The organism is Pseudomonas sp. JE3303 (assembly GCF_056312565.1).
Genome location: NZ_JBWGIF010000017.1, coordinates 21,124 through 47,694 on the forward strand (window position 1 = coordinate 21,124; position 26,571 = coordinate 47,694).

Below are 26,571 nucleotides of genomic sequence, written 5' to 3' on the forward strand. Positions count from 1 at the left end.
TCAGTCGACTCCACAGAGTTGGCGCAGGGCCGCAGTGTCCATGTGCTGCTCGACCAGGTCGGCCAGGCGCTCGATGTCGCGCTCGCGCAGGGCCTGGTAGTCCACCGGTTCCACCGCGTGCAGTCCCGCCCAGCGCAGCAGCGCAGCGCACGACTCGGTGCCCTCGAACAGCCCGTGCAGATAGGTGGCCAGCACCTGCCCGTCGGCGCTTACCGCGCCGTCGCAGCGCCCGTCTGCCAGCTGTAGCGCGGGGCGCTCCAGGGCTGGGCCGCTAGTGACACCCGCATGGATCTCGTAGCCAGTGACTGGCGCCCCCTCGAGTTCGAGGATACCGGCAACGTTTCGCAGCTGTTTGTCGGCTTCGAGCACTGTGCTGTAGTCGAGCAGGCCCAGACCGGCACTGGAGCCCGCGGCCCCTTCGAGCCCCAGCGGGTCGTGCACCTGCTGGCCGAGCATCTGCAGCCCGCCACAGATCCCGATGACCTTGCCGCCATAGCGCAGGTGACGAGCGATAGCGCTGCCCCAGCCGCGTGCGCGCAACTGCGCCAGGTCGCCGCGCACGCTCTTGGAGCCGGGCAGGATGATCAGGTCGGCTGCGGGTATCGGCTGGCCAGGCCCGATGAACTGCAGGTCGACCTGCGGATGCAGGCGCAGCGGGTCGAAGTCGGTATGGTTGCTGATGCGCGGCAGCACCGGGACGATGACCTTCAGCGCACGCTCGTGCTTCGCGCCCTGGCGCTGATCAATGCCATCCTCCGCTTCCAGGTGCAGGTCGGTGACATAGGGCAACACGCCCAGTACCGGCTTGCCGGTGCGCGCTTCAAGCCAGTCCAGGCCTGGCTGCAGCAAGGCGATGTCACCCCGGAAGCGATTGATGACGAAGCCTTTGACCCGCGCCTGTTCGCTCGGCGACAGCAGTTCGAGGGTACCGACCAGATGGGCGAAAACCCCACCACGGTTGATGTCGGCCACCAGTATCACCGGGCAGTCGACCGCCTCGGCAAAGCCCATGTTGGCGATGTCGCCAGCCCGCAGGTTGATCTCGGCCGGGGAGCCTGCGCCTTCGACCACCACCACGGGATACTGTCCGCTCAGGCGCTGGTGGGATGCCAGCACGGCCTGCATGGCGATGGACTTGTAGTCGTGGTAGGCCACGGCATTCATGCAGGTGACCGCGCGGCCATGGACGATGACCTGGGCGCCGGTATCGCTGTTGGGCTTGAGCAGCACCGGGTTCATGTCTGTATGCGGCGCCAGCCGGCAGGCTTGGGCCTGCACCGCCTGGGCGCGGCCGATCTCGCCGCCGTCGGCGGTGACGGCGCTGTTGAGCGCCATGTTCTGCGGCTTGAAAGGCACGACGGCAATGCCTTGGCGCAGCAGCCAGCGGCATAGCGCGGTCACGAGGGTACTCTTGCCGGCATCGGAGGTAGTGCCTTGCACCATCAGGGTGGTCATGCGGGCTCCTTGCGGTAGTCGTTCAGGGCCTGGCGCAGGCGCTCCAGGTCGGCGTCGTGCTCAGGCAGACCGAAGCGCAGGGCTGCCGGAGTGCTGAACAGACGCACGAGGATGCCGCGTCGGGCAAGAAAATCGTGCAACTGAGACGCGCGCTCGGTGCGCACGTACTGGAACAGGTCGCAGCCGCCGGCCGGACTCAGGCCGGCGCTGCCCAGCAGCGCTGCAAGGCGCTCGCTGGCGAGGGCGCATCGGCTGATCTGGACCTGATGGGAAGTCTCATCGCGCAGGCAGGCCTGCCCGAGCACTCGCGTCGGTCCGCTGATGGTCCAGGGTCCGAGCAGCTCGGCCAGGCGTTCGAGCAGCGCGTGCTCGGCCAGCACGAAGCCCAGGCGCACACCGGCCAGGCCGAAGAACTTGCCGAATGAACGCAGCACGATCAGGCCGGGCCGCTCGGCATGGGTCGCGATGCTTCGCCCGGGAGTGTTGTCCATGAAGGCTTCGTCGACCAGCAGCCAGCCGCCACGCGCGGCCAGGCGAGCGTGCCAGGCCAGCAGGCGCTCGCCCGAGACCACCCGGCCGGTAGGGTTGTTGGGGTTGACCAGCACCAGCACGTCCAGGTCGTCGAGCGCAGGCTCCAGCGTATCCTCGTCGAGCTCGCGCACCTCGTGCCCGGCACGCTGCCAGGCTTCGGCGTGCTCGGCATAGCACGGCGCAAGCACGCCCACTACGCTGCGCTCGCGCAGCTGGGGCAAGGCCTGGATCGCGGCCTGGGAACCGGCCACCGGAAGGATCTGGCGCACACCGTAATAATGACGCGCGGCCTGCTCCAGGCCGTCGTCGGTTTCGGGCAGGCGTGCCCAGGCCTGCGGGGGGATTTCAGGAATCGGATACGGCCACGGGGCGATGCCGCTGGAGAGGTCCAGCCAGCGGTCCCGGGCGATGCCGTAGTGCTGCACTGCGCGCAGCAAGCGTCCACCGTGCTCAAGCATTCCACTGCGCTCCCAGGCAGATCAGCAACAACCACAACCACACGCCTTTGCGCACCAGTTGCCAGCCTCGCTCGATGGCGTCGGCATCGGCCATCGGGCCCTCACCCAGGCGCGCGCGCTCGTGCAACTCACCGTGATAGACCGCCGGTCCGCCGAGCTCGACGCCCAGCGCGCCAGCGCCTGCGGCCATGACGGGGCCTGCATTCGGGCTGTCCCACAGTGGGGCCTGGCGACGCCAGCAGGACAGGGCCAGGCGGGTCTTGCCCAGCGAGGCGTAGGTCAGCGCCACCAGCCTGGCCGGAATATAGTTGAGCAGGTCATCGATGCGCGCCGCGGCCCAGCCAAAGCGCTCGAAGCGCTCGTTGCGGTAACCCCACATGGCATCGAGGGTGTTGCTCAGGCGATACAGCACCACCCCGGGGGCACCGGCCACGGCAAACCAGAACAACGCGGCGAACACCGCATCGCTGCCGTTTTCCAGCACTGATTCAGTGGCCGCGCGCGCCACGGCAGGCTCGTCGAGCTCGCGGGTTTCGCGGCTCACCAGGTACCCCACGCGCTGGCGTGCCTGGTCAAGATCACCCCGGCGCAAGGCCTCGGCCACTGGCAGCACATGTTCGCCAAGGCTGCGCATTCCCAGCGCGCAATACAGTGCAAGAACCTCGACCAGCCAGCCAACATAAGGCAGCCACGAAAGGATCATCGCGACCAGCGTAAGCGGCACCACGGCCAGGAACCAGGCGCTGACGCCATGGCTGCGCCAGCCTCGGCCACCGGCGTTCAGGCGCTGCTCCAGGCGCGACGCCAGGCGTCCGAACGCCACCAGCGGATGTCGCCGCTGCGGTTCGCCCAGCAGCGCATCCATGGCCACCCCGGCCACGGTCAGCAAGGCCACGCTCATTGCTTGTTCCCCCAGTGGTTTTCAAACAGCATCTCGCTCAGCGGCCGCTCCTGCGCCCACCCTTCGAGCACCAGCATCGGCGCCGGGTAGAATGCCTCGACCGGGCCCAGGCACAATACCGCCAGCGGCTTGGCGCCTGCCGGCATGCCCAGCAGCGCCGCCAGTGCCTGAGGCTCGAACAGCGACACCCAGCCCATGCCCAGGCCTTCGGCACGCGCCGCCAGCCAGAGGTTCTGGATCGCGCACGACAGCGATGCGAGGTCCATCTCCGGCAAGGTCCTGCGGCCAAAGATGTGCGCTTCGCGCTGGTCCATCAAGGCTGCCACCAGCACCTCGGCGCAGTCGCCAATACCCTCGACCTTGAGCTGCATGAACTCATCGGAACGCTCGCCCAGCGCGTGCGCCGTGCGCACCCGTTCCTCCTCGACCAGCGCCTGGATCTGCCCACGCAGGGCCCGGTCGCTGATGCGGATGAAACGCCAGGGCTGCATCAGCCCGACGCTGGGCGCCTGGTGCGCCGCGCCCAGCAGTCTGGCCAGCAGCTCGGGAGCGACCTCGCCCCCGGTGAAATGACGCATGTCGCGCCGCTCGCCAATGGCGCGGTAGACCGCTGCACGCTCGGCGTCGTTGAAGGCCTGCTCGCTCATGGCCGCAACAGCGCCGCCGCCGCAGGTGGGTTGGACGGAAAATAGAAGTGCACGTAGGACGCCGTCAGCCGGCCGCAGCGATAGACCGCCTCGGCGCCACGTCCACCATTCGGGCTGTGCCCACGGGCGATCGGTTCCAGCTCGGTGCTGGTCAGCGAATGATGGTAGGTATGTCCGCGCAGGTTGCCCTCCGGCAATGCAACGTCCTGGAGGGCCAACGCCGCCAGCCGTTTCTGCATCACGGCGTCCCCTGCAAGCAGGCCAAGCAGCTCGGCTCGTTCACCCGTCACGTCGGTCAGGGAATCGAGCAGGTACAGCATCCCGCCGCATTCGGCGAGCAGTGGCTTGCCTTGCGCGTGGTGCGCACGGATGGCGTGCAGCATCGGGCCATTGCCGGACAGGACCTGATGGTGCAGCTCGGGATAACCGCCGGGCAGATAAAGGCTGTCGACGTCAGGCAGATGCGCGTCATGCACAGGCGAGAAGAACACCAGCTCGGCACCCATGGCCTGCAGCAGGTCGAGATTGGCGCCGTACAGGAAGGCAAAGGCTTCGTCACGGGCCACGCCGATGCGCACGCCGGCCAGAAACGGCTCGACCGCGACAGGATCCGGCTCGGCGAAGCGGACAGGCGGCGGCAAGGCGGCATCGCAGCTCTCGCCCAAGGCCTGGGCGGCGGCATCGAGACGCGCGTCCAGATCATTCAATTCGCTCGCCTGGACCAAGCCGAGATGCCGGCTCGGCAGCTCGATGTCGCTCCCCCGCGACAGCCCGCCATACCAACGCAGCCCTTCGGTCAGGCTCCCTTCGAGCAATTGCGCGTGGCGCAGCGTGCCGACGCGGTTCGCCAGGACACCCGCGAACGGCAGGTCGGCCTGATAGCGCGCCAGACCCAGGGCCAGGGCGCCGAAGGTCTGGGCCATGGCCGTGCCGTCGATCACCGCCAGCACCGGCACGCCAAAGTGCCGCGCCAGATCCGCGCTCGAAGGAGTGCCATCGAACAGCCCCATGACTCCTTCGATCAGGATCAGGTCGGCATCCAGTGCCGCTTCCCACAGCAGTCGGCGGCTCTCCTGCTCGCCGATCATCCACATGTCGAGCTGGTACACCGGCGCACCGCTGGCACGCTCGAGAATCATCGGATCGAGAAAATCCGGCCCGCACTTGAACACCCGCACCTTGCGGCCGAGGTTTCGATGCAGGCGTGCCAATGCAGCGGTGACCGTGGTCTTGCCCTGGCCTGAAGCCGGTGCCGCGATCAGAACCGCCGGGCAGTGCCGGGCTTGGCTCACAGTTCGACACCCTTTTGCGCGCGGATGCCGGCCTGGAAGGCATGCTTGACGACGCCCATCTCGGTAACGGTGTCGGCCAGGTCGATCAGTTCGGGCTTGGCGCCGCGGCCGGTGACGATCACATGCTGCATCGGCGGGCGGGCCTGCAGGTCGCCAAGGACCTGGTCGAGGTCGAGATAGCCATGCTTGAGCGCAATATTGAGCTCGTCGAGCACAACGAAGCCGATCGCAGGGTCTTGCAGCATCTGCCGCGACACGGCCCAGGCTGCTTCCGCGGCGGCGATATCGCGCTGGCGGTCCTGGGTTTCCCAGGTAAAGCCCTCGCCCATCACGTGATACCGCACCTGTTCAGGGAAGCGGCGATAGAACAACTCTTCGCCGGTGCTGTTGCGGCCCTTGATGAACTGCACCACGCCGCACTGCATGCCGTGACCCATGGCGCGGGCGAGCATGCCGAAGGCCGAGCTGCTCTTGCCCTTGCCGTTGCCCGTCAGCACCAGCAGCAGGCCGCATTCATTAGGGGCGCTGGCGATACGCTCGTCGATCACGGCCTTCTTGCGCTGCATGCGCGCCAGGTGGCGTTCGTCACGCTCGGTGGATTCGCTCATGAAAGTTCTCCGCAGACTGTCGGGCGCCGCGCTCGGGCGCGCGCTGGCAGGCACCAGGCGACGACAGATAAATAGGCAGGCATACGGAAAACGCGCAGGGCCGCGGCGCTGGCCACGGTGCTCCGCGCATCACCCTCCGTGATGCCGTTGGCTGTAACAGGCCGGTCTCCGGACTTGCGAGCAGGCTCGGGGCCTTGTGCCACGCGCCTTCCCGGGTAGTCAAACCCAGTGGCCATGCGCGGCGTTCACTCGCTTACCGTTGCGGGGGCAGCGCCGGAATCGCGCCTTGTCTGCGCTCACCGGCTTCCCAGTTTCACCCTGCCGAGCCTTCGCCCGCAGAGCACCTGAAACACGCCGCGAAGGTTAGAGGGTTGCACTCGGAGCGTCAATCAAACCCGGGACGATCTGCCACTGGACCGGGGGCACTGAACCTAGTTTGCGGGGTATGGCTCTGAATACTTGATGACCACCTTGCGAGGATCTCGAACATGGACAGGATACGCGTAGCGATAGTGCTGGCCCTGGCCACCGGCCTGGGCGGTTGCGGCGAGACCGCCCGGCTGAAGCTGGACGAAGGCTTCGGCCCCTCGCCAAACCTGCCCGAGCCGAACGAGACCCTCATGCCCACCGTCAACATCGCACCCGCGGTGGGCTGGCCACAAGGCGTCAAGCCCCAAGCGGCGCCCGGCACCCAGGTGACGGCCTTCGCGGGCAACCTCGATCATCCGCGCTGGCTCTATGTACTGCCCAACGGTGACGTGCTGGTGGCCGAGACCAACGCCCCGCCCAAGCCCGATGACGACAAGGGCGTGCGCGGCTGGATAATGAAGAAAGTGATGAAGCGCGCAGGCGCAGGCGTGCCCAGTGCCAACCGCATCACCCTGCTGCGCGACGCCGACCATGACGGCGTCGCCGAAGTGCGTACCACCTTTATCGATGGACTCAACTCACCCTTTGGCATGGCCCTCGTCGGAACAGACTTCTACGTAGCCGACACCGATCGCCTGCTGCGCTTCCACTACCCGCCTGGCACCACGCAAGTCCAGAATCCCGCCAAGGTGGTCGACCTGCCGGGCGGCATGCTCAACCATCACTGGACCAAGAACGTCATCGCCAGCCGCGACGGCAAGAAGCTCTACGTTACCGTCGGCTCCAACAGCAATGTGGGGGAAAACGGCCTTGAGCAGGAGCAAGGCCGAGCCGCCATCTGGGAAGTCGACCGCGCCACCGGCCAGCACCGGATTTTTGCTTCAGGTCTGCGCAATCCCAATGGCCTGGACTGGGAGCCGACCACAGGCGCGTTATGGACGGCGGTGAACGAGCGTGACGAGATTGGCAGCGATCTGGTGCCCGACTACATCACTTCGGTCAAGGAGGGCGGCTTCTACGGGTGGCCATACAGCTACTACGGGCAGCACGTCGACGTGCGGGTCAAGCCACAGGCGCCGGACATGGTCGCCAAGGCCCTGGTCCCCGATTACGCCGTCGGCCCGCACACCGCCTCGCTCGGACTGGCGTTCGCCAAGGACGGCGTGCTGCCCGCGCCATTCGGGCGGGGTGCGTTCATCGGCCAGCACGGCTCCTGGAACCGCGATCCGCACAGTGGCTACAAAGTGGTATTCGTGCCGTTCGGGGCGGACGGGAAGCCCTCGGGCAAGCCGGTGGATCTGCTGAGCGGGTTCCTGAACGATGACGAGAAAGCCATGGGCCGGCCGGTTGGCGTGGTCACCGACCAACAAGGCGGCGTGCTGGTCGCCGATGATGTAGGAAATGTGATCTGGCGGGTGACCAAGGCGAAGTGACCAGGCTTCTGGCGTCAGGGATTGGTCGCCAGGTTGCCGGAAGGAATGATTCTCTTCGCCTGCAGATACGCCTTGTGCCAGTAGCTGTTGGACAGGTAATCCAGTCGCACCGTCCCGCCGGTCGACGGGGCGTGCACGAAGCGCCCTTCTCCTACGTAGATTCCGGCATGACTGACCTGCGACCCGCCGTTGGTCGCAAAGAACACCAGGTCGCCAGACTGCAGTGCCTGAATGTCGATATCCGGCGCGCGAACGCTGATCATCTCGCGGGTGGTGCGTGGCAGGCTGATGCCTGCGGCATCGCGGTACACGTAGCCGATCAGGCCGCTGCAATCAAATCCGGAATCAGGCGTGTTGCCTCCCCACCGATAGGGCGTGCCCACCAGGCCGATGGCTCTGAACAGCACGTCTTCGGCCACTGGGGAGAACGAGGGTTGGCTGTACATGACCACCCGTGGGGCCACGGGAGCCGGCGCGGGGGCATGACTCGAGCAGGCACCGAGCAGTGCCGTCAGGGAAAAAAGAGCGAAGCGCGCCATCATCGCCATGGTCAGAACATCCTGTCTGTAACCGGTCGACCGCAGTCGAAAAGAGTTGAGAAACTAGATTAGACGCTTTGCGTAAATACGCACGGCGGCACGCTTTTTGAGCTATGCCGCCGTGTTGGACCCGCGAGGGATGCGATCAGTTGCGTGCGATGTTGGTCGGGGCCATGGCCAGGGCACGCTTGGCCTCGATGAAGGTCTTGCTCCAGTAGCGGTCACCGAGATTGTCGATGCGCACGCCACCGCTGCGGCGGCTGCTGGAGTGAATGAACTGGTTGTCACCCAGGTAGATACCGGCATGGCTGACGCGGCCACGGCCATTGGTGCTGAAGAACAGCAGGTCGCCTGGCTTGAGCTTGTTGCGCGAGACTTGAGGGGCGTCGACGTTGATCATCTCGCGGGTCGAGCGCGGCAACTTGAGCCCGGCTTCTTCCTTGAACAGATAGCCAATGAAACCGCTGCAGTCGAAGCCGGATTTTTCCGAAGTACCACCGAAGCGATAGCGGGTTCCGATCAGCGACATGCCACGCTCAAGGATGCTGTCGGCAAGCACTGGAAGCACATAAGGCTTGCTGTTGCTGGAAAAGACATCAGCTTCGTCTTCAGTGACGAGCTCTTCTTCGCCGAACACCGATGAGGCCGATGGCTTGGCCTTGACTGGCGATTGTACGGCGACGGGATGTGGCGCCTGGGGCTGGGATACCGGGCCTTGAGCCGCGCAGCCAAACAGCAGTGTCACAAGTGCGAGGGGCACGAGGGGTGCGAAGCGCTTCAGCATGGGCACGACCGTGTCGGAAGATTCTGTAGGAGGGCGCGACTATGCCTACTATCGAATCGATTTGCAAATTTAATCGATTTTTTTGTGACTTTTGTGTCTGAAGGCTCTGGATCAAGCTTTTCAGGCTTTTTACCAGCCCAGAGTCTCTTTGAGGAAGGGAATTGTGAGCTTGCGCTGGGCCTGTAAAGACGCCTGGTCGAGGCGCTCCAACAGGTCGAACAGCGCGCTCATGCTACGCGTCCCACGGGTAAGGATGAAATGTCCTACCTCATCGGTAAGATGCAGCCCACGGCGCGAGGCGCGCAGCTGCAAGGCGCGCAGCTTGTCTTCGTCCGACAGGCCACGCATCTGGAAAATCAACGCGAGGGTGAGGCGCGACTTGAGGTCCGGCAGCTTGATCGGCAGCTCGCGGGGAGAGCTCGCGGCAGCGATCAGCAAGCGGCGGCCGCTGTCGCGCAGGCGGTTGAACAGGTGGAACATGGCCTCCTCCCAATCCGGCTTGCCAGCAATCGAATGCAGGTCATCAAGGCAGACCAGTTCGTACTGTTCGAGATGGTCGAGCAGCTCGATGCCACGATCGAGCAGTTGGGCCAGCGGCAGGTACACCGCCGGCTCGCCCATCTGCTGGAAGCGCTGGCAGGCTGCCTGGAGCAGGTGCGAACGGCCGACCCCCTGCTTGCCCCACAGGTAGATGAGGCTCTCGGTCCAGCCGGCGTCGGCTTCGCAAAGCCGCTCTACGTAGCCCAATGCCGCGGCATTGGCGCCCGGATAGTAGTTGATGAAGGTGGCGTCATCGCGCAGACGCACACCCAGTGGCAACTGGATGGGTTTCATGCTGGCTGGGCGGTCGGGATGATCCACAGGGGGCCTTCGGTGAAGAGTGTGCAAAGTCTATACCTGCCGTGCCGGTCGCACAATCGGCACGCACAAGAGCGCAAGCGAAATCAAGGGCTTGCGCGCCTGTGACGACGACTGGCAAAGCTACAGGTGCGGGTCGACGTCGCCGCCATACATGTCCGACTCTTTATAGAGGTCATGGACGTGACGCAGCAGCACCATGATCACCGCGGCCACCGGCAGCGCCAGCAGGACGCCCGTGAAGCCGAACAGTTCTCCACCCGCCAGGATGGCGAAGATTACCGCCACCGGATGCAGGCCGATGCGGTCGCCCACCAGCAGCGGCGTGAGCACCATGCCTTCGAGTGCCTGCCCGACCATGAACACGGCCACGATGGCGAGCAGGGGATACGGATCGCCGCCAAACTGGAACAGCCCGGCAATGATGGCCGCGCCAATGCCGATGATAAAGCCCATGTAGGGCACGATGGCGGCAAGGCCGGCCAGCAGGCCGATCAGCAGGCCCAGCTCGAGGCCCACGAGCATCAGGCCCGCCGAGTAGATCAGACCAAGGGCAAGCATCACCATCAGTTGCCCACGTACGAAGGCACCCAGGACCTCATGGCATTCGCCTGCCAATCCCACTACCTGATCCTCGCGCTGGCGCGGCAGCAGGCCACGCAGCTTGGCCATCATCAGGTCCCAGTCGCGCAGCAGGTAGAAGCCGACTACCGGGATCAGCACAAGGTTGGCCAGCCAGCCGATCAGCGCCAGGCTCGAGGCGGTCGCCTGGGACAGGATGATGCCGACGATGTCGGTGGTCTGGCCCATGTGCGCACCGATGGCGGCCTTGATCTTGTCGAATTTCCAGAAGCCGTCGGCCAGGCCAAGGCGAGACTGCACCCATGGCAAGGCTGAATGCTGGAGCCAGTCGAGCATCTGTGGCGCCAGCTCGTACAGGCGCAGCAACTGCTTGGCCAGCATCGGGATCAGCACCAGCAGCAAGGCCAGGAATATCAGGGTGAAGAGTGTGAATACCACCACCACGCCCCAGGTGCGCGACAGCCCCATGCGCTCCAGACGATCGACCAGCGGGTCGGCGAGGTAGGCCAGAAGAATGCCGATCAGAAACGGCGACAGAATGCCATGCAGCAGGTACAGGAGCACGGCTATCAGCAGGGCAATGCCCAACCACGCCCAACGGCGAATATCGGTCACTGTCAGCGCCCCTTACCAGCGAAACCGCAAGCCATCGAACGGCTTCGGCGTCGCAGCCTGGGCCGGTTCGTCGGCGGCGCCCGGCGCAGGCGCCGGCACGGCGGGTGCGGCCGGGGCCTGCTCGGCAGGCAGTTCCTGCAGCTTGGCCAGGCCCAGCTGCGCGCGCAGTTGGTCGGCATTGCCGGTGACCTTGTAGACCAATGTTCCGCCATCAGCTTCGCGCAGGCGGGCGCCGTAGGGTTCGAGCACTCGGCCGAGCTCGGCGTAGCGCGCCAGGTTCATGCCCTGGACCTGCAGCTGCAGTTCGCTGCTGGCGCCAGGGCGGGCAACGAAGCGCGGCGCCAGGCGCGTACTGACGGCCAGCATCACGGCATCGGCCAGGGCTGCCTGATCGGCGCCTTCGGCGGTGCCCTGCTCGCGCTGGTCACCCAGCCACAGCTGCCACTTGCCTTGCCACTTGCCATCTGCCTCATGGGCATGCACGGCCAGCAGGGCGTCGGCGCCATAGCGCCCGGACGCTTCCCGCAACGGTGCCGGGTCCTTGCTCTCGAGCTGCTCGCCATTGGCCACCAGTTGTTCCTGCAGGTCGCCCAGCGGCAGGCGCAACGGCAGGCCACGATGCTGAGCGGCCCGGCGCAGCGGGCCCGCGGCGTTCTGGCCATCGCCGACCAGGCTGCTGCCCTCGACGCTATCATTGAGCCACCAGCCGAGGATCGAAGGTCGATTGCTGCCCCACAGTGCCAGACCGGCCTTGCGCAAAGTGCGTTCGGTGGTGCCGGGATCGAAGTCGACCAGGACGGTTTCGGGAGGGCCCGCTTCAAAGCCGAACCGGCTGATGATCTGCTGAGGGTCCTTGCGCAGGGCTGCCAGAGCGGGGCTCTGCGCCGCCTTGGCGTCGCCGGTCAGACGCAGCACCAGGGTTTCGAGGGCCTTGCCAGTCGCCTGAGTGCGTGCCTCGGCGCCCTCACCGGCCACGGGCTCGCGCACCTGATAGAGACCGGAGACCGTTTCGGCCTGCGCCGCGAAACCGACCAAGGCCAGACAACCAACCGCCAGGTAATTGAAAAAACGCATGAGGGATTCCTGTCCTGATAACAAGGGGCGCCGGGCGCCAAACCAGCTGCCATGACCGCAAAGTGAAGAGTAACGCTCACGACGGGATGGCCTGCAGGCGCACAAGGTAACATCCCACTACCTTTGCATACCTTATATAGCCTGTGGCAAGGCAACCCGTCATGCGCTCTCAACCATTGTTCTCAAGCTCTTTTTAGCGAAATCAGCGCCCATCCCGTCGGCTCAAGGATGGCCGCTGCACGGCAACCCTGATAAAATCGCGCGCCTTCGCAGACCAGCGACGTTCAGGCAGCGGCACCCTGGTACCCGGCCTTGACCGTTGCGGTCGATTCCACGAATCCCTCCCTCCTAAAGGCCTGGATCATGAGCAAGCAACCCTCCCTGAGCTACAAGGACGCCGGTGTAGACATCGACGCCGGTGAAGCATTGGTCGAACGCATCAAAGGCGTCGCCAAGCGCACGGCGCGCCCGGAAGTCATGGGCGGCCTGGGCGGCTTCGGCGCCCTCTGCGAGATCCCGGCCGGCTACAAGCAGCCGGTGCTGGTCTCGGGCACCGACGGCGTCGGCACCAAGCTGCGCCTGGCACTGAACCTGAACAAGCATGACAGCATCGGCCAGGACCTGGTCGCCATGTGCGTCAACGACCTGGTGGTCTGCGGCGCCGAGCCGCTGTTCTTCCTTGACTACTACGCCACCGGCAAGCTCAACGTCGAAGTCGCCGCTACCGTGGTCACCGGCATCGGTGCCGGTTGCGAACTGGCCGGCTGCTCGCTGGTAGGTGGCGAGACCGCCGAAATGCCTGGCATGTACGAAGGTGAAGACTACGACCTGGCCGGCTTCTGCGTCGGCGTCGTGGAAAAGGCCGAGATCATCGACGGCTCCAAGGTTGCCACCGGCGACGCCTTGATCGCCCTGCCCTCCTCCGGCCCGCACTCCAACGGCTACTCGCTGATCCGCAAGATCATCGAGGTTTCCGGCGCCGACATCGAGACCATCGAGCTCGACGGTACCCCGCTGACCGAGCTGCTGATGGCGCCGACCCGTATCTACGTGAAGCCTCTGCTGCAACTGATCAAGCAGACCGGCGCGGTCAAGGCCATGGCCCATATCACCGGTGGCGGCCTGCTCGACAACATCCCGCGCGTGCTGCCAAAAGGCGCCCAGGCCGTGGTCGATGTCGCCAGCTGGAACCGTCCGGTGGTGTTCGACTGGCTTCAGCAGCAAGGCAACGTTGACGAGCATGAGATGCACCGCGTACTGAACTGCGGCGTCGGCATGGTCATCTGCGTGGCCCAGGACCAGGTCGAAACCGCCCTGAACGTCCTGCGCGAAGCAGGCGAGCAGCCTTGGGTCATCGGCCAGATCGGCGTTGCCGCCGAAGGCGCAGCCCAGGTCGAGCTGAAGAACGTCAAGGCGCACTGATGCCAAGCAACTCCTGTGATGTGGTGGTCTTGCTGTCGGGCTCTGGCAGCAACCTGCAAGCGCTGATCGACAGCAGCCGTGGCGCGGACAGTCCGGTACGCATCCGTGCGGTGGTGTCCAACCGTGCCGACGCTTACGGTCTGCAGCGTGCGGAGGCAGCCGGCATTGAAACCGCCGTGCTCGATCACAGTGGTTACGAAGGCCGCGAGGCCTTCGATGCGGCGTTGATGCAAGTCATCGACGGCTTCGGGGCGGACCTGGTGGTGCTGGCCGGCTTCATGCGTATCCTGAGCGCGGGCTTTGTCCGCCATTATCAGGGGCGCCTGCTGAACATCCATCCTTCGTTGCTGCCCCTCTACAAGGGCCTGCATACCCACCTCCGGGCACTCGAAGCCGGTGACGCCGAGCACGGCTGCAGCGTGCACTTCGTCACGGAGGAACTCGATGGCGGCCCCCTGGTCGCACAGGCTGTGGTGCCGGTAGCGCTGGATGATACCCCGCAGAGCCTGGCCCAGCGGGTTCATTGCCAGGAACACCAGATCTACCCGCTGGCCGTGCGCTGGTTCGCCGAAGGACGCTTGCGTCTTGGCGAGCACGGTGCATTACTGGATGGCCAGCCGCTGGCGGCCAGCGGCCACTTGATTCGACCCTAGGAGATATTATGCGTCGTGCACTGCTCTTGGCTCTCGCCGTGCTTGCCCTGCCCCTCCAGGCAGCTGATCTGAAGCCTTTCTCGGCCAGCTACACCGCCGACTGGAAGCAACTGCCCATGAGCGGTACTGCCGAGCGCAGCCTGGAAAAAAACGCCAATGGTACATGGAGCCTGAACTTCAAGGCTTCGATGATGATCGCCAGCCTGACTGAACAGAGCACGCTGCGCATGGAGAACGAGACCCTGCTGCCGCAGAGCTATCATTTCCAGCGTGGCGGCCTCGGCAAGGCCAAGAAGGTCGACCTGGACTTCGACTGGAGCAGCAAGAAGGTCACTGGCAGCGACCGTGGCGACGCGGTAAACCTTCCGCTGAACCGTGGCGTGCTCGACAAGTCGTCCTATCAGTTGGCACTGCAGCACGATGTGGCGGCCGGCAAGAAAAGCATGACCTACCAGGTGGTCGACGGCGACGAGATCGACACCTACGACTTCCGCGTGCTGGGCACCGAAAAGGTTGCCACCAAGACCGGCCAGGTCGATGCGGTCAAGGTCGAGCGCGTCCGCGACCCGAGCCAGAGCAAGCGCATCACCGAGCTGTGGTTTGCCAAGGACTGGGATTACCTGCTGGTGCAACTGCGTCAGGTCGAGACTGACGGCAAGGAGTACGTGATCGTGCTGCAGGAAGGCACGGTCGATGGCAAGTCGGTGAAGGGTAACTGAACCAAGTTCATCAGCTGCACCCGAAACCCCGCCTGGTGCGGGGTTTTTTTAGGCCTTCAGCTTTCATGAAATATGTTTCATTCTGTGTTTATTTACTTAGGCAGCTAACAAACTCTATAAAGAAGGCCTGCGACACACTGCCGCAGCCAACTGAAACTGTGGAGTTTACCGATGACTGTCCAAGTAACCGAACGCGACGAATCGAAACTGTCCCACGAAGGCCTGGCCGCTGGCGTGCGGATCTGGGATGTCCATCAGCAGGGTCAGCTGGTTGGCATGTTCCACAATGAGCACGAAGCCGAGCAATACCGCAGCGAGCTGGAAACGCTGGAAAATCGGCCCGCCGACTGAGCCGGCTCAGACGCCGGCTGCAAGAAAAAAGCGGATCGCAGGCACTCCTCCGATCCGCTTTTACTTGTCTCTTGCGGGTTGCAACTCAAAAGTGCCTTACCACATGAGGTCGTCCGGGATGACGTAGGCCGCGTAGGGATCATCGGCATCCGGCTCTTCGACCCGGGTGTTGAGCAGCAGGATCCGCTCGGGCGCCCGCTCCTGGATCTTCACCGCCGCTTCCCGCGGGATCACTTCGTAGCCGCCGCCATGGGCAACGATCGCCAGCGAGCCACTGGAAAGCTTGCTGCGCATCAGGGCGTTGACCGCGATGCGCTTGACCTTCTTGTCGTCGACGAAGTTGTAGTAGTCCTCGGTCGTCATCTTGGGCAGGCGCGACACCTCGATCAGCTGCTTGACCTGTGCTGCGCGGGCCTTCTGCTCGGCCTTTTCCTGCTGCTGGCGATTCAGCTCCTGGTCGCGCCTGGCCTTCTCGGCCATGGCCTCCTTGGCCTGCCGCTGCTGGCTGTCATCGACCTCGGCCTGGCCTTTTTGCTCCAGCCGCTTTTGTTTCTTCTCGGTTTTGTTGACCTGCTTGACCTGTTTCTGATTGACCAGACCGGCCTTGAGCAATTGGTCGCGAAGGGAAAGGCTCATGGATTACTCACTCACTTATGCATCAGCTCAGCCGCAGCTGGGCAGGTTCTTTTCCTGACGCTTGGCTTCACCCCAAAGGGTATCCAGGTCTTCAAGGGTACAATCTTCGATGGGACGCGCGCTGTCACGCAAGGCCTGTTCGATAAAGCGAAAACGCCGTTCGAACTTGCGATTGGCGCCGCGCAGGGCATTTTCGGGATCCAGCTTGAGGTGACGGGCCAGGTTGACGGCAGCGAACAGCAAGTCGCCGACTTCATCTTCGAGCGCTTGCGGATCGCCATCAGCCATGGCCTGCAACACCTCGTCCAATTCTTCGCGGACTTTATCGAGCACCGGCAGGGCGTCAGGCCAGTCGAAACCGACCTGGGCCGCGCGCTTCTGCAACTTGGCTGAACGTGACAGCGCTGGCAGGGCGGCTGGTACATCGTCCAGCAGGGAGAGCTGCTCGGGCACGCTTCTCTCGGCACGTTCCGTCGCCTTGATCTCTTCCCAGCGTTGCTTGACCTCGGCCTCGCTCAGGCTGGGAGTATCCAGCGGTGCGTAGAGATCACCCGTCGGAAACACGTGGGGATGCCGACGGATCAGCTTGCGGGTAATGCCGTCGACTACTCCGGCAAACTCGAAACGCTGGTCTTCGCGGGCCAGCTGGCTGTAGTACACCACCTGGAACAACAGGTCGCCCAGCTCGCCTTGCAGGTGATCGAAGTCGCCCCGCTCGATGGTATCAGCCACCTCGTAGGCTTCTTCGAGCGTGTGCGGGACGATGCTCGCGTAGTCCTGCTTGAGATCCCAGGGGCAGCCATGCTGCGGGTCGCGCAGCCGGGCCATCAGGTGGAGCAGGTCGTCGAGGGTATAGGTCATGGTCAGGCTCACGGGGTGCGGTTACGCCGCGTCTCGATGATGTTCGGCAACTGCGAGATCCTGCCCAGCAGGCGTCCCAGTGCATCGAGACCGGGAATCTCGATCGTCAGCGACATCAGCGCGGTGTTGTCTTCCTTGTTTGAACGAGTGTTGACCGCCAGCACGTTGATCTTCTCGTTGAGCAGCACCTGGGAGACGTCACGCAGGAGGCCGGGCCGGTCGTAGGCGCGGATGATGATATCGACCGGGTAGGTCTGCACCGGCACCGGACCCCAGCTGACCTGGATGATCCGCTCAGGCTCGCGCCCCGCCAGTTGCAGCACCGAGGCGCAGTCCTGGCGGTGAATGGTGACGCCACGGCCCTGGGTGATGAAGCCAACGATGGCCTCGCCAGGCAATGGTTGGCAGCAGCCAGCCATCTGCGTCAACAGGTTGCCGACGCCCTGAATCTGGATGTCACCGCGCTTGCCAGGCTTGTAGCCGGTAGCTTTGCGCGACACCAGTTCGACTTCCTCGCGGCGGTCGGGCTCGAGCAACTGCTGCGCCGCGTTGACCAGGTGAGCAAGGCGCAGATCGCCGGCACCGAGCGCAGCGAACATGTCTTCGGCCGTCTTCACGTTGGCCTTTTCCGACAGCCGCTCGAAGTCGACCTGCGGCAGGCCCAGGCGGCTCAGCTCGCGTTCGAGCAGGGTCTTGCCGGCAGCGACGTTCTGGTCGCGGGCCTGCAGCTTGAACCAATGTACGATCTTGGCCCGGGCCCGCGAGGTAGTGACGTAGCCCAGGTTGCTGTTCAGCCAGTCGCGGCTCGGGTGACCGTGCTTGCTGGTGATGATCTCGACCTGCTCGCCGGTCTGCAGGCTGTAGTTGAGCGGCACGATGCGACCGTTGATCTTGGCGCCACGGCAGTTGTGACCGATCTCGGTGTGCACGCGGTAGGCAAAGTCCAGCGGCGTGGAGCCCTTGGGCAAGTCGATGGCATGACCGTCGGGGGTGAACACGTAGACCCGGTCGGGCTCGATGTCGACTCGCAGCTGCTCGGCCAGACCGCCGATGTCGCCCAGTTCCTCGTGCCACTCCAGCACCTGGCGCAGCCAGGAGATTTTCTCTTCGTAGTGGTTGGAGCTCTGCTTGACGTCGGTGCCCTTGTAGCGCCAGTGGGCGCAGACGCCCAACTCGGCCTCTTCATGCATGGCGTGGGTACGGATCTGCACCTCGAGCACCTTGCCCTCGGGACCGATCACCGCGGTGTGCAAGGAGCGATAGCCGTTCTCCTTGGGGTTGGCGATGTAGTCGTCGAACTCCTTGGGAATATGTCGCCACAGGGTGTGGACGATGCCCAGCGCGGTGTAGCAGTCGCGCATTTCCGGCACCAGCACCCGCACGGCGCGCACGTCGTAGATCTGGCTGAATTCCAGGCCTTTGCGCTGCATCTTGCGCCAGATCGAGTAGATATGCTTTGCCCGGCCGCTGATGTCAGCATTGACGCCGGTGGCCAGCAGCTCGTTCTGCAGCTGGTTCATCACGTCGCTGATGAAGCGCTCGCGGTCCAGGCGCCGCTCGTGCAGCAGCTTGGCGATCTGTTTGTACTGATCAGGCTCCAGGTAGCGGAAGGACAGGTCTTCCAGCTCCCACTTGATGTGGCCGATGCCCAGGCGGTGGGCCAGCGGGGCATAGATGTCGAACACCTCGCGGGCAACCCGCAGGCGTTTCTCGTCATCGGCGGCCTTGACGGCCCGGATCGCGCAGGTACGTTCGGCCAGCTTGATCAACGCAACACGCACATCGTCGACCATCGCCACGAGCATCTTGCGCAGGTTCTCGACCTGCGCCTGCGAGCCGAGCACCAGCGACTGCCGCGGGCTCAGGCTGGCGCTGATGGCGGCCATGCGCAATACGCCGTCGATCAGCTTGGACACCACCGGACCGAAACGCTGGCCCACTTCGGCCAGGGTCACCTTGCCCTCGCGCACGGCGCGGTAGATGACCGCCGCCACCAGCGAGTCCTGGTCGAGCTTGAGGTCGGCCAGGATTTCGGCAATTTCCAGGCCTGCCTGGAAGCTCGAAGTACCATCGGCCCATGAATGCTTGGCCGGGTTGCCTTTTTTCTCGACGTCCTGGGCGAACTCGCAAGCCGCCTTGAGCGCCTCGCGGTCCAGCGCCAGGTCAACGCTTACCACATGATCCAGCCATGCCTCGAGATTGATACTGCCGTCGTGGTTGACCGGCTGGTGCACTCTCACCTGTACCATCTTTTATCTACCTTTCCATACAGCACACCACGCGGGTGCACTGGCAATCACCTGTGCCGCTCCCTGTTCCCTGGGAGCCGCACCACACGGACCAGCATGGCTAGTCCGCTTCGAATAACGCCATGGCCTCGACATGCGCCGTCTGAGGAAACATGTCGAGAATCCCGGCCCTTTTTAACCGGTAACCCTCATCGACCAGCACCTGCGCGTCTCGCGCCAGGGTGGCCGGATTGCACGATACGTAAACCAGGCGTTTCGCCCCAAGCTTGGCGATGTTTCGCACCATCTCGTAGGCGCCGTCACGGGGTGGGTCCAAGATTACCCCAGAAAAGCCCTCGTCGGCCCACTCCGCGCCTGCCAACGGCTGCGATAAATCGGCCTGAAAAAACCGCGCGTTATGCACGTCATTGTCCCTCGCATTGGCGGCTGCCCGCTCCACCATTGCCTGAACACCTTCCACTGCCACCACCTCGCGCACCTGGCGCGCCAGAGGCAAGGCGAAGTTGCCCAGCCCGCAAAACAGGTCAAGGACTCGCTCGTCGGCCTGCGGCGCCAGCCAGGCCAGGGCCTGCTGGATCATCGCGGTGTTGACCGGGGCATTGACCTGGATGAAATCACCCGGCCGCCAGGCCAGCTCCAGCCCCCAGGGTTCCAGGGCGAAACCCAAGGCCTGTCCGGCTTCGACAGCGTGCGGCGCACCCTCTCCTTGCAACCATAGCTGGGCCTTGGCTTCCTGGCAAAACGCCAGTAACCGCTTCAGATCATCTTCACCCAGCGGGGCTGTATGTCGAACCAAAATCGCTTCGGCAGTGCCGCTGAACAACTCCACATGGCCGATGGCCTGTGGCTTGTCGAGACTGCGAAGCAGGGTCGGCAGATGCCGCATGATCGACTGCAAGGGCTGTACCAGCACCGGGCATTCCTCGATCGCTACGATGTCGTGACTGGCCTCGGCGCGAAAGCCCACATCCAGCTGGCGCGACTTGGGGTCCCAGCGCACCGCCACGCGAGCGCGGCGGCGATAGCCGAATTCCGGACCGGCCAGAGGCGGGGCCCACTCTTCTGGCTGGATGCCCGCAACCCGCTGCAGCTGCTCGGCCAGGGTGCGCTGCTTGAGCGCCAGTTGCTCGTCGTGGGGCAGGTGTTGCAGGTTGCAACCGCCACAGCGGTCGAAGTGCTTGCAGGGCGCCGGACGGCGACTGGCGCTGGCCTGCAGGACCCGCTCCAGGCGAGCCTCGACCACCTTGCCACGGGCGTTGAGCACACGAGCTTCGACCGCCTCGCCCGCCAATGCGCCGCTGACGAACCAAGTGCGGCCCTCATGAAAAGCAATGCCACGACCGTCACCGGATAGCCGTTCGATGTTCAGGTGTTGTTTCTTGCCCACGGGTACCTGGGGCGCACGGTCGCCGCCGGCTGGCTGGAAGCGCAGGCCGCCGTTGCGTTTCTGTCTGGACATCAGGGCGCCGCGTCGAACAGGCCAGTGGACAGGTAGCGGTCGCCGCGATCGCAGATGATCGCAACCATCACGGCGTTTTCCACTTCCTGGGACAGGCGCAGCATGGCCGCGACCGCACCACCGGAGGACACACCACAGAAAATGCCCTCTTCACGGGCAAGACGGCGGGTGACGTCCTCTGCCTCTTCCTGCGACATGTCGATCACGCGGTCGACTCGCTCGGCATCGAAGATCTTGGGCAGGTATTCGTGAGGCCAGCGGCGGATACCGGGGATCGCCGAGCCTTCCATGGGCTGCAAGCCAACGATCTGGATGGCGGGGTTCTGTTCCTTGAGGTAGCGCGAGCAACCCATGATGGTGCCGGTGGTACCCATGGAGCTGACGAAATGGGTGATGCTGCCCTCGGTCTGGCGCCAGATCTCGGGACCGGTGCTGCCGTAATGGGCCTCGGGATTGTCGGCATTGCCGAACTGGTCGAGAACCAGACCACGGCCTTCGGCCTGCAGCTTGCCAGCGAGGTCGCGAGCGCCTTCCATGCCCTCTTCGCGAGTGACCAGGATGAGTTCGGCGCCATAGGCGGTCATCGCAGCCTTGCGCTCGGCGGTGGAATTGTCGGGCATGATCAGGATCATCTTGTAGCCCTTGATCGCCGCAGCCATTGCCAGCGCGATGCCGGTGTTGCCCGAGGTGGCCTCGATCAACGTGTCGCCTGGCTTGATCTGGCCACGCAGTTCGGCGCGCGTGATCATCGACAGGGCAGGACGGTCCTTGACCGAGCCCGCCGGATTGTTGCCCTCGAGCTTGAGCAGGAGCGTGTTGCTGCTCTGGCCGGCGAGACGCTGCAGGCGAACCAGAGGCGTGTTGCCGACGCAATCGGCGATGGTTGGGTACTGCAGAATCATGGCGTGTTTCGCAATCCGGGCGGCAGGGGCGACTATCATACCGGCAAAGCTTCCCTCGCCATATCACGCAATGTGCAGGGGTTATAGCTACAAGCTATAAGCCATTGGCGCCGGGCTTTCCGCAACGTTCGCGGTAGATGAAATCCCGGACGTGTGGGCTTGCAGACGTATGCACAGGCGCAAGCCGGTACTGCCGTTTTCGGCCCAGAGCATCCCGCCCTGCCGGCGGATCGCGCTCCGTGCGATGCTCAGGCCGAGGCCAAATCCACCATCGCCAGGGCGTGACCCGTCCAGGCGCGAGAACGGGGCGAAGATACGTTCGAGGTCATCATCCCTGACGCCCCCGCCTTGGTCCTCCAGCCACAGCAACCAATGGCCACCTTCGCGCCGACCGCTCATGCGGATCACGCCGCCCTCAGGGGAGTGACGGATGGCGTTGCGCAGCATGTTTTCCAGTGCCTGCGCCAGGTCATTCAGATTGGCTTGCAACCAGCAGTCGCTGGAGACCTCGCAGCGCAGTAGCTCAAGCGGCCACCCGCTTTCGTAGCAGGCGTCTTCGGCGAGCATGTCCCATAGCGCCTGGAACTGCACCGGTTCAAGGTTTATCGGCGTGCGCTCGGCATCCTGCCAGGCCAGTTGCAGGGCATCCTCGACCAGGCGCTGCATGCCATCGACTTCGCGGTCGAGGCGTTCGCGCAGGCGGGCGATATCGGTTTCGCTCTCGCTGGCGACGCGCAGGCGACTCAGGGGTGTGCGCATCTCATGGGACAGGTCGCGTAGCATCTGCTGCTGCAGCGCCACCGTACCTTGCAGGCGCTCGGCCATCTGGTCGAAGGCGCGTGCCAGCTCGCCAAGCTCGTCACTGCGGCGTGTAATGCTGGGTGCGAGCCGTGCGGACAGCTGGTCGGCGCGCCAGGCACCGGCCTGCTCCCGCAGCTGGTTGAGTGGCACGATCAGCATGCGGTAGAGACCCACGCATAACAGCAGCGTGAACAGGCCGGGCATGATGCCGTTGGTAACGATCCGCCACACCAGCCGGAACTGGCCGGGATTGAGCCGTTGGGGCAACTCCATGACCAGCATCCCCTGTTCCGGCGCCCCCGGAAACGGCAGACGCAGCCAGGGCTGGACCACCGAACGGCGGCTCATTGGCCAATCCACATGGCGCAGGCGCGTCAGGCGCTGCACGGTCGCGGACTCGAGCTCGGCGCTGCCCAGCGGCCGCAGATCGGCATCCAGCACACCGATCCAGCCCTGCTCACGCATGCGCATGCCGTCGATCCAGCGATCGACCCCGGCTTTGCCGCCGTTGCGCCAAGCCTGTTCGGCATCATGGGCATAAACACGCAGCTGGGCTCTCGCCGACTCGGAAAGGAAGGCGTTCCGGGTGTCCATGTGACGGCCCCAGGTGTAGCTGAGGCCGATCATCAGCAGGCAGAAGCCTACCAGCAGGATGGACAGCTTCCAGAACAGGGAATGGCGGTCGGGCACGCTATTCGACCTCGCTGGCGCTGAGCATGTACCCCTTGCCCCATACAGTGCGGATCTGCTGCTCGAGATAGCCGATGGCCTTGAGTTTGCGGCGGATCTGGCTCACGTGCATGTCAAGGCTGCGGTCATGCCGGGCGTAGCCTCGTTGCAGGACCTGCTGGTAGAGGAAGGGCTTGCTCAGCACTTCGTCCTCGCTGCGCCGCAGGGTTTCGAGCAAGCGGTACTCGCTGGGTGTCAGCCCGGCCCACTGCTCGCCCAGGCAGACGTCGGCGGCCTGCTCGTCGAAGCGCAGCTGGCCCGGCAGCGGTTCACTGGGGGTGGGACGGCGACGCTCGAGCGCCACCCGGCGCAGGATGGCCTCGATGCGCACCTGCAGTTCGGCCATGCTGAACGGCTTGGGGAGATAGTCGTCGGCACCGCGTTGAAAACCGCTGATGCGGTCGGCCTCGGCCCCCAGCGCGGACATCAGGATCACCGGGGTGGTGCTGCGCGTGCGTAACTGGGCCAGGGCATCGAGGCCGTTGAGCCCAGGCAGCAGTATATCCAGCAACACCACGTCGAAGGTGTTGCGGCCTGCCACTTCAAGACCTTCAAGGCCATTGCGGCACCAGGTCACCTGAAAGCCGCCACGTTGCAGCTCCTCGTGCAGGTAGGCGCCCAGCACCGGATCGTCCTCGATGGCAAGGATGTTTGAGGGTTGAATGGCTTCGGGATTCATTGGCGGCTGCTAGCAATTCTCAATCGCGCAAGTATTGAGCAATCCCGGGGGTCAGGCAACAGGTCTTCGACGGACGCCGCATTTTGCCTGGCAATGAGAGCACGCCCGGAGTAATTTCCCCGGTGGGCCGCGCACGTCAGACGAGAAGACGCGGCCTCGGTACATGACAGGAGACACGTGTGCTCGATCGAGTGGGAATCAGAAGCCGGGTACTGCTGCTGGCCTTGCTGCCCGCCGGCCTGATGGCAACGGTACTGGGCAGCTATTTCACCTGGTTGCAGCAGAACGAGCTGCAGACCCAGCTGCTGCAACGCGGCAGGATGATCGCCGAGCAACTGGCACCCCTGGCCGCTCCTGCCATGGCCCGCGGCACAGGTGCGCAGCTTGAGCGCATCGCCACCCAGGCGCTGGAGCAGACCGACGTACGCTCGGTGGCTTTCCTGGCGCCAGACCGCACCAGCCTCGCCCATGCCGGTCCCAGCATGCTCAACCCGCCACCCAGCGGCGGCAATGGCACGCAATTGCTCCAGCGCACGGGCAACGATGCCACCCGCTACCTCCTGCCAGTGTTCGGCCACCACCGTGACCTGGCCAATGACGCCGTGCCGGCCGAAGCCGAACGCCTGCTGGGCTGGCTGGAGATCGAGCTGTCCCATGACGGTACGCTGCTGCGCGGCTACCGCAACCTGTTCACCAGCGTCCTGCTGATCTTTGCCTGCCTGTCGCTCACCGCCCTGCTCGCCCTGCGCATGAGCCGCGCGATCAACCGCCCGATCGGGCAGATCAAGCATGCAGTCAACCAGCTCAAGGACGGGAACCTCGAAGAACGCCTGCCGGCCATGGGCAGCCATGAGCTGGACGAACTGGCTGCCGGCATCAACCGCATGGCCGAGACCCTGCACAACGCCCACGAAGAGCTGCAGCACAGCATCGACCAGGCTACCGAGGATGTCCGCCAGAACCTCGAGACCATCGAGATCCAGAACATCGAGCTGGACATGGCGCGCAAGGAAGCCCTGGAAGCCAGCCGCATCAAGTCGGAGTTCCTGGCCAACATGAGCCACGAGATCCGCACGCCGCTCAACGGCATTCTGGGCTTTACCCACCTGCTGCAGAAAAGCGAGCTGACCCCGCGCCAGCTTGACTACCTGGGCACCATCGAGAAATCCGCCGACAACCTGCTGGGGATCATCAACGAGATCCTCGACTTCTCCAAGATCGAGGCCGGCAAGCTGGTGCTCGACAGTATCCCCTTCAACCTGCGCGACCTGATCCAGGACACCCTGACGATCCTTGCTCCGGCCGCCCACGCCAAGCATCTGGAACTGGTCAGCCTGGTCTACCGCGATACCCCGCTGTCGTTGGTCGGCGACCCCCTGCGGCTCAAGCAGATCCTCACCAACCTGGTGAGCAATGCAATCAAGTTCACCCGCGAGGGCACCATCGTCGCCCGCGCCATGCTCGAAGACGAGCACGGGGACAGCGTGCAACTGCGCATCAGTGTGCAGGACACCGGTATTGGCCTGTCGCCCGAGGACGTGCGCACCTTGTTCCAGGCGTTCAGCCAGGCCGACAATTCGTTGTCGCGCCAGCCGGGCGGTACCGGGCTGGGGCTGGTGATTTCAAAACGCCTGATCGAGCAGATGGGTGGCGAGATCGGTGTCGACAGCACGCCGGGCGAAGGCTCGATGTTCTGGATCAGCCTTACCCTGCCCAAAGCCCACGATGATGCCGAGGAGCGGCCATTGCAGGCACTTCTGGGGCGCCGCGCCGCCATCGTCGACAGCCATGAGCTGGCGCGTCAGGCACTGGAGCATCAACTGGAGGATTGCGGCCTGGGCGTCAGCCTGTTCGGCTCCTTTGACCAACTGCTGCAGGGCGTGCAGGCCGCCAGCCAGGCTGGGCAGCCCTTCGATTTCGCGGTGCTCGGCGCCAATGTGGGCAGCCTGTCGCCCGAACGGCTCGGGCAGTACAACCGGCAACTGGAACAAACGGGTTGTCAGGCGGTGGTGCTTTGCCCTACCAGTGAACAGGCGATGTACCACCCCTATCTTGCCAATGGCCACGGACAGCTGCTGTCCAGACCGGCTTGCACGCGCAAGCTGCGGCGCCTGTTGCAAGAGCTGGTGCATCCGCGCAATACCGGCACGGAGCCGCATGCCCTCAGCAATCAGCCTGCGCCCAGGATTCTCTGCGTCGACGACAACGCGGCCAACCTGATGCTGGTGCAGACCCTCCTGCAAGGCCTCGGCGCCGAGGTACATGCCGTCGACAGTGGCTATGCAGCGGTACAAGCCGTGCAGGACGAGCCCTTCGACCTGGTGTTGATGGACGTGCAGATGCCGGGCATGGACGGGCGGACCTGCACCGAGCAGATCCGCCAGTGGGAAAGCAGCCAGCCCGGCAACCCCCTTCCCATCGTCGCCCTCACTGCGCACGCCATGGCCAATGAAAAACGCGCCCTGCTGCACAGTGGCATGGATGACTACCTGACCAAGCCGATCAGCGAACGCCAGCTGGCCCAGGTGGTGATGAAGTGGACCGGCCTGAGCCTTCGGGCGCCGCAGCAGGAGCGGCCTGCCGAACGCCTGGCAGAGAGTAGCGAGCCGAGGGTCCTGGACCGCGATGAAGGCCTGCGCCTGGCCGCCGGCAAGCCGGACCTGGCCGCCGACATGCTGGCCATGTTGCTGGCCTCGCTCGACGCTGAACGCGAGGCCATCCGCAGCGCTCGCGAAGCGGCCGACCGCACGGCGATGATCGAGCGCGTCCACCGCCTGAACGGTGCCACACGTTACTGCGGCGTGCCGCAGTTGCGCGCGGCGTGCCAGCGTAGCGAGACGCTGCTCAAGCAGGACCATCCGCAAGCGCTGCAGGCGCTCGATGAACTTGACAGGGCCATCCTGCGGCTGGCCGCCGAGGCGCGGCTGAGCGCCTGAATCTGTTTTTCCACCTCGTTACAGGAGC

The 26,571-nt window shown here is 64.6% G+C and carries 24 protein-coding genes and 1 riboswitch; of the genes, 6 read left to right on the top strand and 18 right to left on the bottom strand.

Translation table 11 applies throughout. The features are described from left to right. From AC0ZZU_RS21985 to cobO, 6 genes are read right to left on the bottom strand one after another with little or no spacing between them, the layout of a single operon-like run. Entirely contained in the window at positions 1–1,455 is a 1,455-nt protein-coding gene (locus AC0ZZU_RS21985; protein ID WP_476343382.1) for a cobyric acid synthase, read from the bottom strand. Next, entirely contained in the window at positions 1,452–2,444 is a 993-nt protein-coding gene (gene cobD / locus AC0ZZU_RS21990) for a threonine-phosphate decarboxylase CobD (protein ID WP_476343383.1), read from the bottom strand. The genes AC0ZZU_RS21985 and cobD overlap by 4 nt, the downstream gene beginning before the upstream one ends. Next, positions 2,437–3,345, bottom strand: coding sequence for an adenosylcobinamide-phosphate synthase CbiB (cbiB, locus tag AC0ZZU_RS21995; protein WP_476343384.1), 909 nt, complete (start codon positions 3,343–3,345; stop codon positions 2,437–2,439). The genes cobD and cbiB overlap by 8 nt, the downstream gene beginning before the upstream one ends. Continuing rightward, complete coding sequence (gene bluB / locus AC0ZZU_RS22000; protein ID WP_476343385.1) at positions 3,342–3,992, bottom strand: 5,6-dimethylbenzimidazole synthase; 651 nt, start codon at positions 3,990–3,992, stop codon at positions 3,342–3,344. Before bluB ends, cbiB begins: the two co-directional genes overlap by 4 nt. Next, positions 3,989–5,284 (bottom strand): cobyrinate a,c-diamide synthase, encoded by a 1,296-nt coding sequence (locus tag AC0ZZU_RS22005; protein WP_476343386.1) that lies wholly within the window; start codon positions 5,282–5,284, stop codon positions 3,989–3,991. The genes bluB and AC0ZZU_RS22005 overlap by 4 nt, the downstream gene beginning before the upstream one ends. Continuing rightward, the gene (cobO, locus tag AC0ZZU_RS22010) at positions 5,281–5,892 is read right to left on the bottom strand and encodes a cob(I)yrinic acid a,c-diamide adenosyltransferase (RefSeq protein ID WP_476343387.1); all 612 of its coding nucleotides are present in this window, start codon (positions 5,890–5,892) and stop codon (positions 5,281–5,283) included. The genes AC0ZZU_RS22005 and cobO overlap by 4 nt, the downstream gene beginning before the upstream one ends. A gap of 142 nt (positions 5,893–6,034) precedes the next feature. Beyond that, a riboswitch (cobalamin riboswitch) is annotated at positions 6,035–6,255 on the bottom strand. A gap of 125 nt (positions 6,256–6,380) precedes the next feature. Here cobO and AC0ZZU_RS22015 point away from each other — a divergent pair. Next, complete coding sequence (locus tag AC0ZZU_RS22015) at positions 6,381–7,694, top strand: PQQ-dependent sugar dehydrogenase (RefSeq protein WP_476343388.1); 1,314 nt, start codon at positions 6,381–6,383, stop codon at positions 7,692–7,694. A 14-nt stretch (positions 7,695–7,708) separates the two neighbouring features. Here AC0ZZU_RS22015 and AC0ZZU_RS22020 read toward each other — a convergent pair whose 3' ends face one another. The 5 genes from AC0ZZU_RS22020 to AC0ZZU_RS22040 form a co-directional block, all read right to left on the bottom strand. Continuing rightward, positions 7,709–8,242 carry a C40 family peptidase gene (locus AC0ZZU_RS22020; protein ID WP_476343389.1) on the bottom strand — a complete coding sequence of 178 codons (534 nt, stop codon included), beginning with the start codon at positions 8,240–8,242 and terminating at the stop codon, positions 7,709–7,711. Between the two features lie 136 nt (positions 8,243–8,378). Then, the gene (locus AC0ZZU_RS22025; RefSeq protein WP_476343390.1) at positions 8,379–9,017 is read right to left on the bottom strand and encodes a C40 family peptidase; all 639 of its coding nucleotides are present in this window, start codon (positions 9,015–9,017) and stop codon (positions 8,379–8,381) included. A gap of 129 nt (positions 9,018–9,146) precedes the next feature. After that, positions 9,147–9,851 (bottom strand): DnaA regulatory inactivator Hda, encoded by a 705-nt coding sequence (gene hda, locus AC0ZZU_RS22030; RefSeq protein WP_158460063.1) that lies wholly within the window; start codon positions 9,849–9,851, stop codon positions 9,147–9,149. 147 nt (positions 9,852–9,998) lie between these two features. After that, positions 9,999–11,072, bottom strand: a complete 1,074-nt coding sequence (locus AC0ZZU_RS22035) for an AI-2E family transporter (RefSeq protein WP_476343391.1) — start codon at positions 11,070–11,072, stop codon at positions 9,999–10,001. Positions 11,073–11,084: 12 nt separating this feature from the next. Next, positions 11,085–12,146, bottom strand: coding sequence for a DUF2066 domain-containing protein (locus AC0ZZU_RS22040; RefSeq protein WP_476343392.1), 1,062 nt, complete (start codon positions 12,144–12,146; stop codon positions 11,085–11,087). A 363-nt stretch (positions 12,147–12,509) separates the two neighbouring features. On the opposite strand from AC0ZZU_RS22040, the gene purM reads away from it, so the two are divergent. The 4 genes from purM to AC0ZZU_RS22060 all read left to right on the top strand — a co-directional run bounded on the left by purM (position 12,510) and on the right by AC0ZZU_RS22060 (position 15,291). Next, positions 12,510–13,568, top strand: coding sequence for a phosphoribosylformylglycinamidine cyclo-ligase (gene purM / locus AC0ZZU_RS22045; protein ID WP_476343393.1), 1,059 nt, complete (start codon positions 12,510–12,512; stop codon positions 13,566–13,568). After that, a complete protein-coding gene (gene purN, locus AC0ZZU_RS22050; RefSeq protein WP_476343394.1) occupies positions 13,568–14,221 on the top strand; it encodes a phosphoribosylglycinamide formyltransferase in 654 nt (217 codons plus the stop codon). The genes purM and purN overlap by 1 nt, the downstream gene beginning before the upstream one ends. An 8-nt stretch (positions 14,222–14,229) precedes the next feature. Next, the gene (locus AC0ZZU_RS22055; RefSeq protein ID WP_476343395.1) at positions 14,230–14,940 is read left to right on the top strand and encodes a DUF3108 domain-containing protein; all 711 of its coding nucleotides are present in this window, start codon (positions 14,230–14,232) and stop codon (positions 14,938–14,940) included. 171 nt (positions 14,941–15,111) lie between these two features. Beyond that, complete coding sequence (locus tag AC0ZZU_RS22060) at positions 15,112–15,291, top strand: hypothetical protein (RefSeq protein WP_476343396.1); 180 nt, start codon at positions 15,112–15,114, stop codon at positions 15,289–15,291. A gap of 96 nt (positions 15,292–15,387) precedes the next feature. Here AC0ZZU_RS22060 and AC0ZZU_RS22065 read toward each other — a convergent pair whose 3' ends face one another. From AC0ZZU_RS22065 to AC0ZZU_RS22095, 7 genes are all read right to left on the bottom strand, one after another. Beyond that, positions 15,388–15,927: a DUF2058 domain-containing protein gene (locus AC0ZZU_RS22065; RefSeq protein WP_476343397.1), complete on the bottom strand. Its 540-nt coding sequence runs from the start codon at positions 15,925–15,927 to the stop codon at positions 15,388–15,390. Between the two features lie 27 nt (positions 15,928–15,954). Continuing rightward, positions 15,955–16,788 carry a nucleoside triphosphate pyrophosphohydrolase gene (gene mazG / locus AC0ZZU_RS22070; protein WP_476343398.1) on the bottom strand — a complete coding sequence of 278 codons (834 nt, stop codon included), beginning with the start codon at positions 16,786–16,788 and terminating at the stop codon, positions 15,955–15,957. 8 nt (positions 16,789–16,796) lie between these two features. Then, the gene (relA, locus tag AC0ZZU_RS22075) at positions 16,797–19,037 is read right to left on the bottom strand and encodes a GTP diphosphokinase (protein ID WP_476343399.1); all 2,241 of its coding nucleotides are present in this window, start codon (positions 19,035–19,037) and stop codon (positions 16,797–16,799) included. A gap of 100 nt (positions 19,038–19,137) precedes the next feature. Then, complete coding sequence (gene rlmD / locus AC0ZZU_RS22080; protein WP_476343400.1) at positions 19,138–20,496, bottom strand: 23S rRNA (uracil(1939)-C(5))-methyltransferase RlmD; 1,359 nt, start codon at positions 20,494–20,496, stop codon at positions 19,138–19,140. Further along, positions 20,496–21,398 carry a cysteine synthase CysM gene (cysM, locus tag AC0ZZU_RS22085; protein ID WP_476343401.1) on the bottom strand — a complete coding sequence of 301 codons (903 nt, stop codon included), beginning with the start codon at positions 21,396–21,398 and terminating at the stop codon, positions 20,496–20,498. The genes rlmD and cysM overlap by 1 nt, the downstream gene beginning before the upstream one ends. Positions 21,399–21,485: 87 nt before the next feature. Continuing rightward, positions 21,486–22,889, bottom strand: a complete 1,404-nt coding sequence (locus tag AC0ZZU_RS22090) for a HAMP domain-containing sensor histidine kinase (RefSeq protein ID WP_476343402.1) — start codon at positions 22,887–22,889, stop codon at positions 21,486–21,488. A 1-nt stretch (position 22,890) separates the two neighbouring features. After that, entirely contained in the window at positions 22,891–23,607 is a 717-nt protein-coding gene (locus AC0ZZU_RS22095) for a response regulator transcription factor (RefSeq protein WP_476343403.1), read from the bottom strand. 179 nt (positions 23,608–23,786) lie between these two features. Here AC0ZZU_RS22095 and AC0ZZU_RS22100 point away from each other — a divergent pair, with 179 nt between their 5' ends. Beyond that, the gene (locus tag AC0ZZU_RS22100) at positions 23,787–26,543 is read left to right on the top strand and encodes a response regulator (protein ID WP_476343404.1); all 2,757 of its coding nucleotides are present in this window, start codon (positions 23,787–23,789) and stop codon (positions 26,541–26,543) included. Positions 26,544–26,571: the final 28 nt, after the last annotated feature.

Excerpts from the sequence above, each read along its gene's own strand:
- AC0ZZU_RS22095 (WP_476343403.1), bottom strand. The coding sequence starts at position 23,607 with ATGAATCCCGAAGCCATTCAACCCTCAAACATCCTTGCCATCGAGGAC.
- bluB (WP_476343385.1), bottom strand. The coding sequence starts at position 3,992 with ATGAGCGAGCAGGCCTTCAACGACGCCGAGCGTGCAGCGGTCTACCGC.
- purN (WP_476343394.1), top strand. The coding sequence starts at position 13,568 with ATGCCAAGCAACTCCTGTGATGTGGTGGTCTTGCTGTCGGGCTCTGGC.
- AC0ZZU_RS22040 (WP_476343392.1), bottom strand. The coding sequence starts at position 12,146 with ATGCGTTTTTTCAATTACCTGGCGGTTGGTTGTCTGGCCTTGGTCGGT.
- AC0ZZU_RS22025 (WP_476343390.1), bottom strand. The coding sequence starts at position 9,017 with ATGCTGAAGCGCTTCGCACCCCTCGTGCCCCTCGCACTTGTGACACTG.
- cbiB (WP_476343384.1), bottom strand. The coding sequence starts at position 3,345 with ATGAGCGTGGCCTTGCTGACCGTGGCCGGGGTGGCCATGGATGCGCTG.
- cobD (WP_476343383.1), bottom strand. The coding sequence starts at position 2,444 with ATGCTTGAGCACGGTGGACGCTTGCTGCGCGCAGTGCAGCACTACGGC.
- rlmD (WP_476343400.1), bottom strand. The coding sequence starts at position 20,496 with ATGTCCAGACAGAAACGCAACGGCGGCCTGCGCTTCCAGCCAGCCGGC.
- AC0ZZU_RS22065 (WP_476343397.1), bottom strand. The coding sequence starts at position 15,927 with ATGAGCCTTTCCCTTCGCGACCAATTGCTCAAGGCCGGTCTGGTCAAT.
- hda (WP_158460063.1), bottom strand. The coding sequence starts at position 9,851 with ATGAAACCCATCCAGTTGCCACTGGGTGTGCGTCTGCGCGATGACGCC.
- AC0ZZU_RS22020 (WP_476343389.1), bottom strand. The coding sequence starts at position 8,242 with ATGGCGATGATGGCGCGCTTCGCTCTTTTTTCCCTGACGGCACTGCTC.
- cobO (WP_476343387.1), bottom strand. The coding sequence starts at position 5,892 with ATGAGCGAATCCACCGAGCGTGACGAACGCCACCTGGCGCGCATGCAG.
- cysM (WP_476343401.1), bottom strand. The coding sequence starts at position 21,398 with ATGATTCTGCAGTACCCAACCATCGCCGATTGCGTCGGCAACACGCCT.
- relA (WP_476343399.1), bottom strand. The coding sequence starts at position 19,037 with ATGGTACAGGTGAGAGTGCACCAGCCGGTCAACCACGACGGCAGTATC.
- AC0ZZU_RS22015 (WP_476343388.1), top strand. The coding sequence starts at position 6,381 with ATGGACAGGATACGCGTAGCGATAGTGCTGGCCCTGGCCACCGGCCTG.
- AC0ZZU_RS22060 (WP_476343396.1), top strand. The coding sequence starts at position 15,112 with ATGACTGTCCAAGTAACCGAACGCGACGAATCGAAACTGTCCCACGAA.
- mazG (WP_476343398.1), bottom strand. The coding sequence starts at position 16,788 with ATGACCTATACCCTCGACGACCTGCTCCACCTGATGGCCCGGCTGCGC.
- AC0ZZU_RS22055 (WP_476343395.1), top strand. The coding sequence starts at position 14,230 with ATGCGTCGTGCACTGCTCTTGGCTCTCGCCGTGCTTGCCCTGCCCCTC.
- purM (WP_476343393.1), top strand. The coding sequence starts at position 12,510 with ATGAGCAAGCAACCCTCCCTGAGCTACAAGGACGCCGGTGTAGACATC.
- AC0ZZU_RS21985 (WP_476343382.1), bottom strand. The coding sequence starts at position 1,455 with ATGACCACCCTGATGGTGCAAGGCACTACCTCCGATGCCGGCAAGAGT.